The organism is Streptomyces sp. NPDC023481 (assembly GCF_055560195.1).
Genome location: NZ_JBVHJE010000006.1, coordinates 222,918 through 235,005 on the forward strand (window position 1 = coordinate 222,918; position 12,088 = coordinate 235,005).

Genomic DNA, 12,088 nt, shown 5'->3' on the forward strand with positions numbered 1-12,088 from the left:
GCCGGAGTGGTGGCGTGCCGGGCCGGTGGTTCGCCGGAGCGGCGGTGCCGTTCGGGGGCCGCCGTCACGGCGCGGGGCCGTTCCGGGGGCCGGCCACCCGGACCCCGCGCTCACGCGGTCGCGTCACTCCCCCCGGCCGAACAGCGGTGCCAGCAGCAACTGGGCCGCCCCCTCGGCGACCACCCGCTCGCCGCGCGGAGCGAGCCGTACGGGGACGGGGGCCTCGGGGGTGCCCTCACGGCGGGCTCGCGCGCCCAGTACCCCGCTCACGCCCCGCACGTACGCCTCCGGCGCCCCGGCGACGGTCCGGCCGCCGAGCAGCACCGTGTCGATGTCCAGCAGCCCGACCAGGTTCCCGGCGGCGACCCCGAGCACCCGGGCCGCCTCGGCCGTCTCCCCCCGTGCCACGGCCGCGAGGCACAGCGCCTCCACGCACCCCCGGTTCCCGCACTCGCACAGCGGTCCGTCCAGCTGGACGACCTGGTGCCCGAACTCCCCCGCCCCCGTCCGCGCCCCCCGGTGCACACTCCCGCCGATCACCAGTCCGGCCCCGAGCCCGGTCCCGAGGTGCAGGTAGGCGAAGGAGTCGCCGGCGACGCCCGCCTCGCCGCCGACCGCCAGCCCGAGCGCCGCCGCGTTGGTGTCCTTGTCCACCACCACCGGCACTCCGAGCCGCCGCGCCAGCGCGTCCCGCAGCGGGAAGCCGTCCCACTCGGGGAACCCGGTGACCCGGTGCAGCACCCCGTGCGCGTGATCCAACGGCCCGGGCAGCGCGACCCCCACCCCCAGCAGCGAGGCCACCCGCCCGAGCCCCTCCTCGCCCCCGGGCCCACCGACCGTCTCCCGCGCGCCCGCCGGTCCGCCGGCCCCCTCATGCCCGCCCCCGTACGCCGCGTCCGGCCCCCCGGCCACGCCCCCCTCCGCCGGGTCCGGCCCGCCGGACATCTCCCGCACACCCCCGTACACCGCATCCGGCTGACCAGCCACCCCCCGCCCACCCTCGTACACCGTGTCCGGCCCCCCGGCCACACCCCCGCGCCCCGCCGCCAACCCCCCGACGACACCCCGCACCCCCGCGCACACCGCCCCCAGCACGGCCTCCGCCCCCGCGCCGAGGTCCAGTCCCCCGCGCCGCTCCGCCACCACCGTCCCGTCCAGGTCCACGAGCACCGCCCGCAGTTCGTCGCGGTCCAGGTGCACCCCGACCGCGTGCCCCGCCTCCGGTACCAGCCGCAGTACGGTCCGCGGTTTGCCCCCGGTCGACGCCCGGCGGCCGGCCTCCGCGGCGAGCCCCTGTTCCCGCAGCCGTGCGGTGATCTTGCTGACGGCCTGCGGGGTCAGCCCGGTGCGCTCGGCGAGTTCCAGCCGGCTGATGCCCTCCGTACCGGCGTCCCGCAGCAGCCCCAGCACCAGCGCGGTGTTGTGGCTGCGCAGCACCCCCAGGTTCGCCCCAGCGGACGCCCCGCTCCTCGGTCCTGTCCCCGTCGTCGCCGTACTCGCCCTCTTCACACCCCCATTCTCCGCACCGCTTGCACTTTCGCAACAGCGTTGCCAAAGTGGAGGGCATGACTGCTACCCCCCTCCGCGTCGGCCTGATCGGCTACGGCCTCGCCGGCTCCGTCTTCCATGCCCCGCTGATCGCCGCCACCGAGGGCCTCGCCCTGGACACGGTGGTCACCTCCCAGCCGGAGCGGCGGGAGCAGGCCCGCGCCGAGTTCCCGGACGTGCGGTTCGCCGCCGGCGCCGAGGAGCTGTTCGAGCGCGCGGACGACCTGGACCTGGTCGTCGTGGCCTCCCCGAACAAGACACACGTCCCGCTGGCCACGGCCGCCCTCAAGGCGGGCCTGCCGGTGGTCGTGGACAAGCCGGTCGCCGGCACCGCGGCCGAGGCCCGCGAGCTGGCCGCCCTCGCCGAGGAGCGCGGCCTGCTCCTGTCGGTCTTCCAGAACCGCCGCTGGGACAACGACTTCCTGACCCTGAGCCGGCTCCTCGCGGACGGTGAACTCGGCGACCCCTGGCGCTTCGAGTCCCGCTTCGAGCGCTGGCGCCCCCAGCCCAAGGGCGGCTGGCGCGAGTCCGGCGACCCCGCAGAGATCGGAGGTCTGCTCTACGACCTCGGCAGTCATGTCGTCGACCAGGCCCTGGTCCTGTTCGGCCCGGTCACCGAGGTCTACGCCGAGACCGACATCCGCCGCCCGGGCGCCGAGACCGACGACGACACCTTCATCGCGCTCACCCACGCCGGCGGCGTCCGCTCCCACCTGTACGTCTCCGCGACGACCGCCCAGCTCGGCCCCCGCTTCCGCGTGCTGGGCTCCCGCGCGGGCTACGTCAAGTACGGCCTGGACCCCCAGGAGGCGGCCCTGCGCGAGGGCAGCCGCCCCGGCACCCTCGCCGACTGGGGCGCCGAGGACCAGTCCCTGTGGGGCCGTATCGGCGCCGGGGAGTCCCCGCTGTCCGGCGGCGGCACCCCCGTACCGACCCTGCCGGGCGACTACCCCGCCTACTACGCGGCCGTCGCCGCCGCCCTGCGCGGTGCCGGCCCCAACCCGGTGACCGCCCTGGAGGCGGCCGCCGCGCTCGACGTACTGGAAGCGGCCCGCAGGTCCGCCCGGGACAAGGTGGCGGTGACCCTCTGATGCAGCACCCGCAGAGCACGCCCCGCCCGACGCCCGAACCCACGCCGAGCCTGGAGGAGCTCCAGGCCCAGGAACACCGGCTGGTCTTCCGGCGGTTCACCCACGAGGACGCCTGGGACCTCGGCTGCCTGCTGGTCGAGCTGGCCCGGGAGCGCCAGGCGCCGGTCGCCATCGACATCCACCGCGCCGGCCAGCAGCTCTTCCACGCGGCGCTGCCGGGCTCCGCCCCGGACAACGACGCCTGGATCGTGCGCAAGCGCCGGGTGGTGGAGCGCTACGGCAGCGCCTCCTACCTGGTCGGCGCCCGGTTCCGCGCCAAGGGCACGACCTTCGAGGAGTCCTCCCGCCTCGACCCCGACGCGTACGCGGCCCACGGCGGGGCCTTCCCGATCACGGTCGAGGGCGTGGGCGTGGTCGGCGCGGTGACCGTCTCCGGTCTGCCCCAGCTCCAGGACCACCGGTTCGTGGTGGAGGCGCTGGAGAAGTTCCTCTCCCGTTCGGCCGGCTGAGCGAACGGCGGGAATCACGGACGGTCTCCCTCCGGTTGGCAGTGCGGAAGGCGTGTCGATCACGGCACCGCACACCACCGGAGGGACCGCACCCGATGAGCACCCCACTGAAGGAGACCGTCGGCCGCTACGGCGTCTGGAGCATCGAGCTGCGCTCGGAGGACCCGGAGCGGCGCGGCGAACTGGACGAGGCCGCGGCCGAGTTGGAGGAGCTGGGCTACGGCGCCCTCTGGCTGGGCGGCAACAGCACCGCCGACCACGCGGCCCCGCTCATCGGCGCGACGCGCCGCATCCCCGTGGGCACCAGCATCCAGAGCGTGTGGCAGCAGGACGCGGCCGCCACCGCGGCCTCCTTCGCCGAGGTGGAGACGGCCCATCCCGGACGCTTCGTCCTGGGTCTCGGCGTGAGCCACGGCCCGCGGGTGAAGGGTTACCGCCGCCCGTACACGGCCATGACCGGCTACCTCGACGAGCTGGACAAGGCGGGCGTGCCCGCCGGACGGCGGGTGCTCGCCGCGCTGGGCCCGAAGATGCTGGGCCTGTCCCGCGACCGCGCGGCCGGCGCGATCCCCTACCTGGTCACCCCCGAGCACACCGCGCAGGCCCGCGAGATCCTCGGCGAGCGGGCGCTGCTGGCACCGGAGTTCAAGGTGGTCCTGGAAACCGACCCGGCCCGCGCCCGCGAGACGGCCCGCGCCTACCTGGCCCGCTACCTCGAACTGCCCAACTACACCGACAACTTCCTGCGCCTGGGCTTTGCCGAGGACGACATCGCCGGCGGCGGCAGCGACCACCTCGTCGACGCGGTCTTCGCCTGGGGCGACGAGAACCGGATCCGCGAACGCGTCACCGCCTTCCACGAGGCGGGCGCCGACCATGTCGCCCTGCAGGTGGTGACGGCGGCCACCGGCACCACCCTCCCGAGGGAGGAGTGGCGCCGGCTGGCCTCTCTGCTCGGGTGAGTCCGGCCGGCCGGGAGCGGGCCCGCCGGGGTGAGTCCGCCGCCGGCCCGGGGGCGCGGGGCCGTGTGGGACACGCACCCCGCCCCTCAGCCCGCCCTGAGCTCCCGCCCCCTCAGGCGCCCGTCCTTCAGTTCCCGCTCCCTCAGGCGTCCTTCAGTTCCTGCCGCTGCCGTCCGAGCCCCTCGATCTCCAGCTCGACCACGTCGCCGGCCCTCAGGTACGGCTTCGGTTCGGGCCGCCCCATGGCCACGCCCGCCGGTGTGCCGGTGTTGACGACGTCCCCGGGGTACAGCGTCATGAACCGGCTGAGGTAGCGCACGACCTCGCCCACGGGGAAGATCTGCTCGGCCGTCGTACCGTCCTGCTTCAGCTCCCCGTTCACCCACAGCCGCAGCGGCAGCCGCTGCGGGTCCGGGACCTCGTCGGCCGTCACCAGCCAGGGCCCGAGCGGATTGAACGTCTCGCAGTTCTTGCCCTTGTCCCAGGTGCCGCCGCGCTCGATCTGGAACTCCCGCTCGGAGACGTCGTGCGCCACCGCGTACCCGGCGACGTGCGCGAGGCCCTCCTCGGCGGAGTCCAGGTAGCGGGCCGTACAGCCGATGACGACCGCGAGTTCGACCTCCCAGTCGGTCTTCGCCGAGCCGCGCGGCACCAGCACGGTGTCGTACGGCCCGACGACCGTGTCCGGCGCCTTGAGGAACACCACCGGCTCCGGCGGCGGTTCCACGCCGGTCTCGCGGGCGTGGTCGTGGTAGTTGAGCCCGATGCACACGACCTTGCCGATGCGGCCGAGCGGCGGGCCGATCCGGAGTCCGGCCGCGTCCAGCGCGGGCAGCTCACCGGACCCGGCCGCCGCCCGCACCCGGTCGAGCGCGGTGTCGTCGGCGAGGAGCGCGCCGTCGATGTCGTCCACGAGGCCCGACAGGTCCCTGAGGGTTCCCCCGGCGTCGAGCAGCGCCGGGCGCTCGGCCCCCGCCGTACCGACTCGCAGCAGCTTCATCGTCACCATCTCCCTCGATCGCGGGCGCCCCCGCTGGGTGCAGCCATCGGAGGACTGGTCGATCCTCCAATCGGCGGGTCCAGTCCGCAAGACCTTGTTCACGTACTGGACCGTAACCGGGCGGGGCCGCCCCCCCTCACCGGGACAGCAGCGCCTGTTCCGCCGCGCTCCAGGCGCTGCTCGTGACGACGTACAGCGCGGCGGCGAGCGGGACGACCGCCACGGTGACGAGGGTGAAGAAGGACAGGAACGGGGTGACCCGGGTGACCGCGGCGAGACCGGGCACCTGGTCGCCGGCGGCGGCCGGGACGGGCTGCTCGGCCATCGTCCGCCGGGCACGCCGGAAGTTGACGGCGGCGACGGCCGCGACGACGGCGAAGAGGCCGAGGTAGACGCCGCCGGCCGGGCCGAACATCCCGCCGTCCGTCAGCGCGTCCGCCCAGCGCCCGCCGAGCGGTGCCGCGAGCAGCCGGTGGCCGAGCAGGGCGTTGCCCTCGCCGCCGATCGTGGAGCTGGAGAAGAGGTGGTAGAGCAGGAAGAACGCGGGCAGTTGGAGCAGGCTGGGCAGGAGGCCGGAGAGCGGGGAGACCTTTTCCTCGGCGTGCAGTTCCAGCACCGCCTGCTGGAGCCGCCGCGGGTTCCCGGCGTGCTTCTCGCGCAGGGCGGTGATGCGCGGCTGGAGCGCGGCACGGGCGCGGCGGCCGCGGGCGGCGGCCCGGGACAGCGGGTGGACGAGGAGCCGTACGAGCGCGGTGAACAGGACGATCGCGGCGGCTGCCGCGGAGGCGTGGAAGAGCGGGGTGAGCAGGTCGGCCAGGTGCTCGACCAGACGGGCGAAAACGGACATGGGTGAGCCCTCCGGGGGTCTCGTCGTGCCGGAACGAAGCGGAGAACGGCAGGACGACCCGCGCGGGGTCACGCGTTGGAGAGGTGCGAGGACGTGCCCTACGCGGCGGTCGCCGGACGGGCGTGTCCGGGTGCTCTGGGCCGCCGCCGGCCGGGCGCGTCGGGATCGCGTTGGGGCAGGAAGGCCGTCCGCCGGGCCCGGTCGCGTATGGCCGTGCGGACGCGGTGGGGCGGTACGGCGGGCACGCTGCGCGCGGCCAGCAGGGCGCAGGCGACGAGCGCGGCCCCCGCTGCGGCGGTCGCGGCGAGGGCGACGGCGGTGGTGAGACCGCCGGTGCCGACACCGCCGGTGCCGAGGAGCGCGGCCTGGAGCAGCAGCAGCTGGGCCAGGAGCAGCAGGGCGGTGAGGGGGGCGAGAAGGGGGCCGGGGGCGCGGGAGGTCCGAGGGGTGCCGAGGGCGTGGGGGCGCGCGACGGCGACGCTACGACCGTCCATGAGCACTCCCCCCACACACAAGCTGCATCAGCTTCGTCGACTTCACCCGTCCCGGCACCACGACAACGTCCGGGAGCGCCAGGATAGTTCCACCCCGATCCGGTGGATCACCGGGGCCGGGCGGAGACCAGCGTGGCCCACACCACCAGCCGGTACCGGGAGGTGAACTCGAGGGTGCAGGTGGTCAGGGTGAGGTAGTGACCCGGCCGTTGGTAGCCGTAACCGGGCCGGACGAGCGAGCGCGGGACGGGCCGGACGACCCCCGAGTCCAGGGCCGACGTGCGCGGCAGGGTCTGGTCGACGGCGTAGGTGTACGTCGCCGTCCGCGTCTCCACCTCGACGGCGTCCCCCCGCCGCAGCCGGGGCAGGTACCGGAAGGGCTCGCCGTGCGTGTTCCGGTGTCCGGCGAGCGCGAAGTTCCCGGCCTGGCCCGGCTGCTGGGTGCCGGGGTAGTGACCGACGTAGCCCTTGTTCAGCACGTCCGCCTTGCCGACGCCCTCGGCGACGGGGACGCGCAGGCGCAGCCGGGGGATGGTGAGCACGGCGTACGCCTCGGACCGGCGGGGCGCGGTCGCGAGCACGGTCGCTCTCGCGGAGCCGGACGTGGACGGGTTCCCCGGCGCGCGGGACGTACCGGAGGCGGCTGCCCCGGACGCCGGGGCCGTACCGGAACCGTCGGGAGGGGCGCCGGGCCCGGCCGTCGTACCGCTGCCCCACTGCCGTTCCAGCGCCGCCACCTCGTGTGCGGCCCCGCGCCGGGCCTCCCGGTCGGTCCACCACAGCTGGTGCACGACCAGCAGCAGGAGGACCAGTCCGGCCGTCACGAGGACCTCGCCCCCGCTCCACAGCAGCCGCCTGCGCCGGGCGCTCCTGCGCCGATCGCTGTGCCGTACGACCCGCACGCCCGTCGCAGCCCGCATCCGCGTCCACCTCCACCGGAGCCGCCCGCACGATAGGCGCGGCGCCCGCAACTGGCCAGAGACAGGGGGGCGCGGACCGGGGCCCCGCTTTCTCAACGGGTTTGCGAAAGGGCCGTCACAACCCTCGACAACGCCGTCCGGCACCCCGATGCTTCCTGTTGGCAGGCCGAGGGGACGAGTCGGCACCGCTCCCGGAGCGCGGTGCCGGAGCCGCACGGAGAGGCAGCGAACGACCCATGATCCGACGCAGAACACTGCTGACCGCCGCGGGCGGCGGGCTCCTCGGCGGCGCGCTCGCCACGGGCACGGCCCGGGCGGACGCGACGATCGCCGTCAACCCGTCGACCACGTACGGCACCTGGGAGGGCTGGGGCACCTCCCTGGCCTGGTGGGCGAACGTCTTCGGCGCCCGCGATGACTTCGCCGACATCTTCTTCACGACCGGGAACACGACGTACAACGGCACCACCCTGCCCGGCCTCGGCCTCAACATCGCCCGCTACAACCTGGGCGCGTGCAGCTGGAACAGCGTCGCCGGCGCGTCGATGGCCGCCTCCCCGAACATCCCCTCCTTCAAGCAGATCGAGGGCTACTGGCAGGACTGGACGAACGAGGACCCGGCCTCCGCGGCCTGGAAGTGGACGGCGGACGCCACCCAGCGGGCCATGCTGGTGAAGGCCACCCAGCGCGGCGCGATCTCCGAACTGTTCGCCAACTCCCCCATGTGGTGGATGTGTTCCAACCACAACCCGTCCGGCGCGGCCGGCGGCGGCAACAACCTGCAGTCCTGGAACCAGCGCCAGCACGCCTCCCACCTCGCCGCGGTCGCCCTGTACGCCAGGCAGCACTGGGGCGTGGACTTCGCGACCGTGGAGGCCTTCAACGAGCCCTCCTCGTCCTGGTGGACGGCGACCGGCACCCAGGAGGGCTGCCACATCGACGCGAGCGTGCAGGCGGCCGTACTGCCGTACCTGCGCGCCGAGTTGGACAAGCGCGGCCTGTCCGGTACGCGGATCTCCGCCTCCGACGAGACCAGCTACGACCTGGCCCGCACCACCTGGAACTCCTTCTCCGCCACCGCGAAGGGCTACGTCGACCGGGTCAACGTGCACGGCTACCAGGGCGCCGACGGCCGCAGGGACCTGCTGTACACGGACGTGGTGACGACCGCGCGCAAGGCCCTGTGGAACTCGGAGACCGGCGACGGCGACGCCTCCGGCCTGACCACGGCGAGCAATCTGCTCTACGACTTCCGCTGGCTGCACCCGACGGCCTGGGTGTACTGGCAGGTGATGGACCCCAGCGCCGGCTGGGCCACGATCGCGTACGACGCGAACACGCTCCAGCCGGGCGCGGTCCAGACGAAGTACTACGTCCTGGCCCAGTTCACCCGCCACATCCGGCCCGGCATGACGATCCTGGACACCGGCGTGAGCTACGCGGCGGCCGCCCTGGACCGGACGGCGAAACGCCTGGTGATCGTCGCCGCGAACACCTCCTCCACCGCGCAGACCCTGACCTTCGACCTGTCCCGCTTCTCCGCCGTCACCGGAGGCTCGGGCGGTCTGGTCCCCCGCTGGAACACGGTCACCACGGGCGGCGACCGCTACACCGCGCGCTCGGACACCCGCCTCAACGGCAGGTCGGTGTCCGTGCCCTTCGCGGCGAAGTCCGTGCAGACGCTGCAGATCGACGGCGTCACCGTGTGACGCGCCGGTTCAGCCCAGCGGCAGGGCGTCCTGGTAGCCGTTCGCCGGGCGGGGCACCTTCGTGACGTTCCGGGCGTCCAGGGCGACCGTCGCGGAGCCGGTGCCCAGGGTCCCGCCCGGGTGCCAGGTCCCGACGACGCTCACCCACGTGTCGGCGGGCAGGGCGGGCCCGCCGTAGATCCGCACCTTCACGGACTGGGCGTCGGCGGCACAGCAGTTGAGGATGATCCGGGTCAGCTCCCAGCTTCCGCCTGCCCCGGGGGTGACGAACCCGGTCATCCGGATCGCGCGCCCTTTGACGGCCCCCGTCCGGTCCTGCCGCACCCTGCTGGTGAAGTCGGAGAGGGTCATGGGCAGCGGCGAGGTGCGGGGCAGCGGGTCGAAGTCGCTGTCGTGGACGACGACCTTCGCCGGCTGCCGTGCGGCCGTGTAGGCGCCGAGGGCGGGCGGGGCGTAGCAGAGCAGGCTGAGGGCGGGCAGGAGCAGCAGCCAGGCCACGCGGGGCACGCCGGAGTGGCTGTGGTGGTGCGTGTCGGAGTGGCCGTCGGGGCGCTCGTCGTCGGGGCCGTGGTGGTGCTCCCCGGCTCCCTGCGCCGCCCTGTCGAGGACCGCGCTCGCGATGCCCAGCAGGAGCAGGACGGCCCCGGAGGCGATGAGCAGGGGCCGCATGCCGTCCTTGACGTAGCGCAGGCAGACGTCCGTGAAGAGGGAGACGTGCAGCAGCCCGAGCCCGCACAGGACGAGCAGCCCCGCCTGGAGCAGACGGTACGACTGCCGGGTCCCCTCGGCCGTTGTCACAGCAGCCCCCATCCGGTCAGCGCGCTGCACACGACGGCGACGACCACGGTGGCGGCGGAGAACCGTACCGCGAAGGCCCGTCCGAAGGTGCCCGCCTGCAACGCGATCAGCTTCAGGTCGACCATGGGCCCCACCACCATGAACGCCAGCCGCGCGACCGGCGGGAACCCGGTCAGCGAGGCGGCCAGGAAGGCGTCGGCCTCGGAACACACCGCGAGCAGCACGGCGAGCCCGGCGAGGAACAGCACGGACAGCCAGGGCGCCACGGCGAAGGTGTCCAGCACGGAGCGCGGGACGGCCACGTTGAAGGTGGCCGCGGCGATCGCGCCGAGCACCAGGAACCCGCCGGCGTGCAGGAAGTCGTGCTGGAACCCGCGCCGGAACTCGTCGAGGCGGCTGCGCCCCTCCCGGTGCCCGGTGTGCCGTACGACGGGCTTCAGCCACTCGGGCCGTCCGAACCTCAGCCACAGCCACCCCATGACGACGGCGGTGGCGAGGGAGGCGAGCAGCCGGGCCCACACCATGGCGGGGTTCCCGGGGAACGCGATCGCGGTGGCGGTGAGCACGACGGGGTTGACGGCGGGCGCGGACAGCAGGAACGCGAAGGCGGCGGCCGGTGGCACCCCGCGCCCGATCAGGCTCCTCGCGACCGGCACGGAGGCGCACTCGCACCCGGGCAGGACGACCCCCGCGGCCCCGGCCACGGGCACGGCGAGCGCGGGCCGCCGGGGCAGGATCCGGGTGAAGACCCCCTCCGGCACGAAGGCGTTGACAGCCCCGGACAGGGCCGTACCGAGCAGCAGGAACGGCAGCGCCTGCACGGTCACGGCCAGACACACGGTCCGCCAGGCCTGCACGGCCGGGGCGTCCCCCCAGCGCCCGACGAGGAAGAGCAGGCCACCGGGGACGACGGCGGCGCCGACGAGCAGGAGCGGCCAGTGCCGTGGCGGCTCCCGCCCCTCGTCCGGGACGTCCGCCACCTCGTCCGCGACCAGCGCATCCGTCGTCTGCATGCCCGCTCCACCCCGGGTAGATGTCGGCACCGAAGATATCCGTACAACCCCACCGGTGTGCACACCCCCCGGGGGCACCTCACGTTTGCCACCGCCCGGCAGTACGGTGTCCCCCATGCGCCCCGACACGCCTGCCGAGAACGTCGACCACACCGCCGAAGCGGCACGCCTGGAGCGGACCGCCGGCCTGTACCCGGAGGACGCCGAGACGCTCCTCCTGCGGGCCGCGGCCCACCTGGAACTGTCCGGCGACCGCCCCGCGGCCACCACCCTCTACGACCGCCTGCTCGCGTCCGCCGACACCCTGGACAACCCGGCCCTGGTCCGCGCCCTGAAGGCGTCCAACCTGTGGGAGTACGGCCACGAGGCGGAGGCGCGGGCGATCATCGAGGGCATCCGCACCACGGCCCCCCGGGACCCGGCCCCCTGGATCATCGTGGCCGAGGCCCTCGAAGCCCACGACGAGCTGGAGGCGGCGGCGAAGACGTTCACCGAGGCCGCCGACCTCCTGCTGGGCCCCACCGACGAGCCCCCCGCCTCGACCCACCCCCTCCTCTACGGCCGCCACCGCGTCCGCCGCATGCTGGGCCTCCCGCACGACGACTGGGACAGGCTCGCCGACACCCTCCACACGTCCCCGGTCTCCCTGGACGAACTCCACGACCCCAAACGCGTGTGGTCCCTCGGCTCGGACAACCCCGCGGAACTCGTGGCCGAGATCTCCCGCCTCCGCGCCGAACTCGGCGCCTACCGCGAGGCCCTCTCCCGCCCGTTCCCGGTGGCGGTCCTGCACTGGCCGGCAGAGGAACTGTCGGAACTGCTGTCGGCGTATCCGACCCTGTCCTCGGAGTACCCCTCCCACACCGAGCACCTGTCGACCATAGAGTCCTCGCTCCGCGAACTGGCCGCCTCCGGCACCGCCAACCTCGGCATCGTCACCGGCACGGTCCCGTCCTACGAGGCGTTCGCGGCCTCGGAGGGCACATCCCCGACGGACGCCGCGTTGCTGCCCCAGTACGCGACGACCCTGGCAGCCCGGGGTCGGGCAGTGGCGTGGCCTCCGGGGAGGGGGGCGGGGTGTTGGTGTGGGGCGGGGCGCGCCTATGGAGACTGCCACGGTACGACTGTCTGACGCAGAGAGAAGAGAACTCCGGCGGAGAAAGGGGGCTTCCGCTTACCCCGTTGTCAGTACGGCCT

The 12,088-nt window shown here is 74.3% G+C and carries 12 protein-coding genes; 5 read left to right on the forward strand and 7 right to left on the reverse strand.

What is annotated here, in order from left to right:
- Nucleotides 1–123: 123 nt before the first annotated feature.
- The gene (locus ACZ3ZD_RS15260) at nucleotides 124–1,509 is read right to left on the reverse strand and encodes an ROK family transcriptional regulator (protein WP_467396881.1); all 1,386 of its coding nucleotides are present in this window, start codon (nucleotides 1,507–1,509) and stop codon (nucleotides 124–126) included.
- 56 nt (nucleotides 1,510–1,565) lie between these two features.
- On the opposite strand from ACZ3ZD_RS15260, the gene ACZ3ZD_RS15265 reads away from it, so the two are divergent.
- From ACZ3ZD_RS15265 to ACZ3ZD_RS15275, 3 genes are all read left to right on the forward strand, one after another.
- The gene (locus tag ACZ3ZD_RS15265; protein ID WP_467396884.1) at nucleotides 1,566–2,639 is read left to right on the forward strand and encodes a Gfo/Idh/MocA family protein; all 1,074 of its coding nucleotides are present in this window, start codon (nucleotides 1,566–1,568) and stop codon (nucleotides 2,637–2,639) included.
- Nucleotides 2,639–3,148 (forward strand): heme-degrading domain-containing protein, encoded by a 510-nt coding sequence (locus ACZ3ZD_RS15270; RefSeq protein ID WP_467396886.1) that lies wholly within the window; start codon nucleotides 2,639–2,641, stop codon nucleotides 3,146–3,148. The genes ACZ3ZD_RS15265 and ACZ3ZD_RS15270 overlap by 1 nt, the downstream gene beginning before the upstream one ends.
- A 95-nt stretch (nucleotides 3,149–3,243) precedes the next feature.
- The gene (locus tag ACZ3ZD_RS15275) at nucleotides 3,244–4,110 is read left to right on the forward strand and encodes an LLM class F420-dependent oxidoreductase (RefSeq protein WP_467396888.1); all 867 of its coding nucleotides are present in this window, start codon (nucleotides 3,244–3,246) and stop codon (nucleotides 4,108–4,110) included.
- 142 nt (nucleotides 4,111–4,252) lie between these two features.
- Here the strand turns inward: ACZ3ZD_RS15275 and ACZ3ZD_RS15280 are convergent, their stop codons facing one another.
- The 4 genes from ACZ3ZD_RS15280 to ACZ3ZD_RS15295 all read right to left on the reverse strand — a co-directional run bounded on the left by ACZ3ZD_RS15280 (nucleotide 4,253) and on the right by ACZ3ZD_RS15295 (nucleotide 7,371).
- Nucleotides 4,253–5,110: a fumarylacetoacetate hydrolase family protein gene (locus ACZ3ZD_RS15280; RefSeq protein ID WP_467396891.1), complete on the reverse strand. Its 858-nt coding sequence runs from the start codon at nucleotides 5,108–5,110 to the stop codon at nucleotides 4,253–4,255.
- Nucleotides 5,111–5,246: 136 nt separating this feature from the next.
- The gene (gene yidC / locus ACZ3ZD_RS15285) at nucleotides 5,247–5,957 is read right to left on the reverse strand and encodes a membrane protein insertase YidC (protein WP_467396893.1); all 711 of its coding nucleotides are present in this window, start codon (nucleotides 5,955–5,957) and stop codon (nucleotides 5,247–5,249) included.
- Nucleotides 5,958–6,055: 98 nt separating this feature from the next.
- Entirely contained in the window at nucleotides 6,056–6,451 is a 396-nt protein-coding gene (locus tag ACZ3ZD_RS15290) for a DUF6412 domain-containing protein (protein WP_467396896.1), read from the reverse strand.
- A 107-nt stretch (nucleotides 6,452–6,558) separates the two neighbouring features.
- A complete protein-coding gene (locus tag ACZ3ZD_RS15295; protein WP_467396898.1) occupies nucleotides 6,559–7,371 on the reverse strand; it encodes a class E sortase in 813 nt (270 codons plus the stop codon).
- Between the two features lie 236 nt (nucleotides 7,372–7,607).
- Between ACZ3ZD_RS15295 and ACZ3ZD_RS15300 the strand changes: the two genes are divergently transcribed.
- Nucleotides 7,608–9,080 carry a glycoside hydrolase gene (locus ACZ3ZD_RS15300; protein WP_467396899.1) on the forward strand — a complete coding sequence of 491 codons (1,473 nt, stop codon included), beginning with the start codon at nucleotides 7,608–7,610 and terminating at the stop codon, nucleotides 9,078–9,080.
- 9 nt (nucleotides 9,081–9,089) lie between these two features.
- Here the strand turns inward: ACZ3ZD_RS15300 and ACZ3ZD_RS15305 are convergent, their stop codons facing one another.
- Complete coding sequence (locus tag ACZ3ZD_RS15305) at nucleotides 9,090–9,878, reverse strand: TIGR03943 family putative permease subunit (RefSeq protein WP_467396903.1); 789 nt, start codon at nucleotides 9,876–9,878, stop codon at nucleotides 9,090–9,092.
- Complete coding sequence (locus ACZ3ZD_RS15310; RefSeq protein ID WP_467396905.1) at nucleotides 9,875–10,891, reverse strand: permease; 1,017 nt, start codon at nucleotides 10,889–10,891, stop codon at nucleotides 9,875–9,877. The genes ACZ3ZD_RS15305 and ACZ3ZD_RS15310 overlap by 4 nt, the downstream gene beginning before the upstream one ends.
- A 115-nt stretch (nucleotides 10,892–11,006) precedes the next feature.
- On the opposite strand from ACZ3ZD_RS15310, the gene ACZ3ZD_RS15315 reads away from it, so the two are divergent.
- The gene (locus tag ACZ3ZD_RS15315; protein ID WP_467396908.1) at nucleotides 11,007–12,023 is read left to right on the forward strand and encodes a hypothetical protein; all 1,017 of its coding nucleotides are present in this window, start codon (nucleotides 11,007–11,009) and stop codon (nucleotides 12,021–12,023) included.
- The last annotated feature ends 65 nt before the right edge of the window (nucleotides 12,024–12,088 follow it).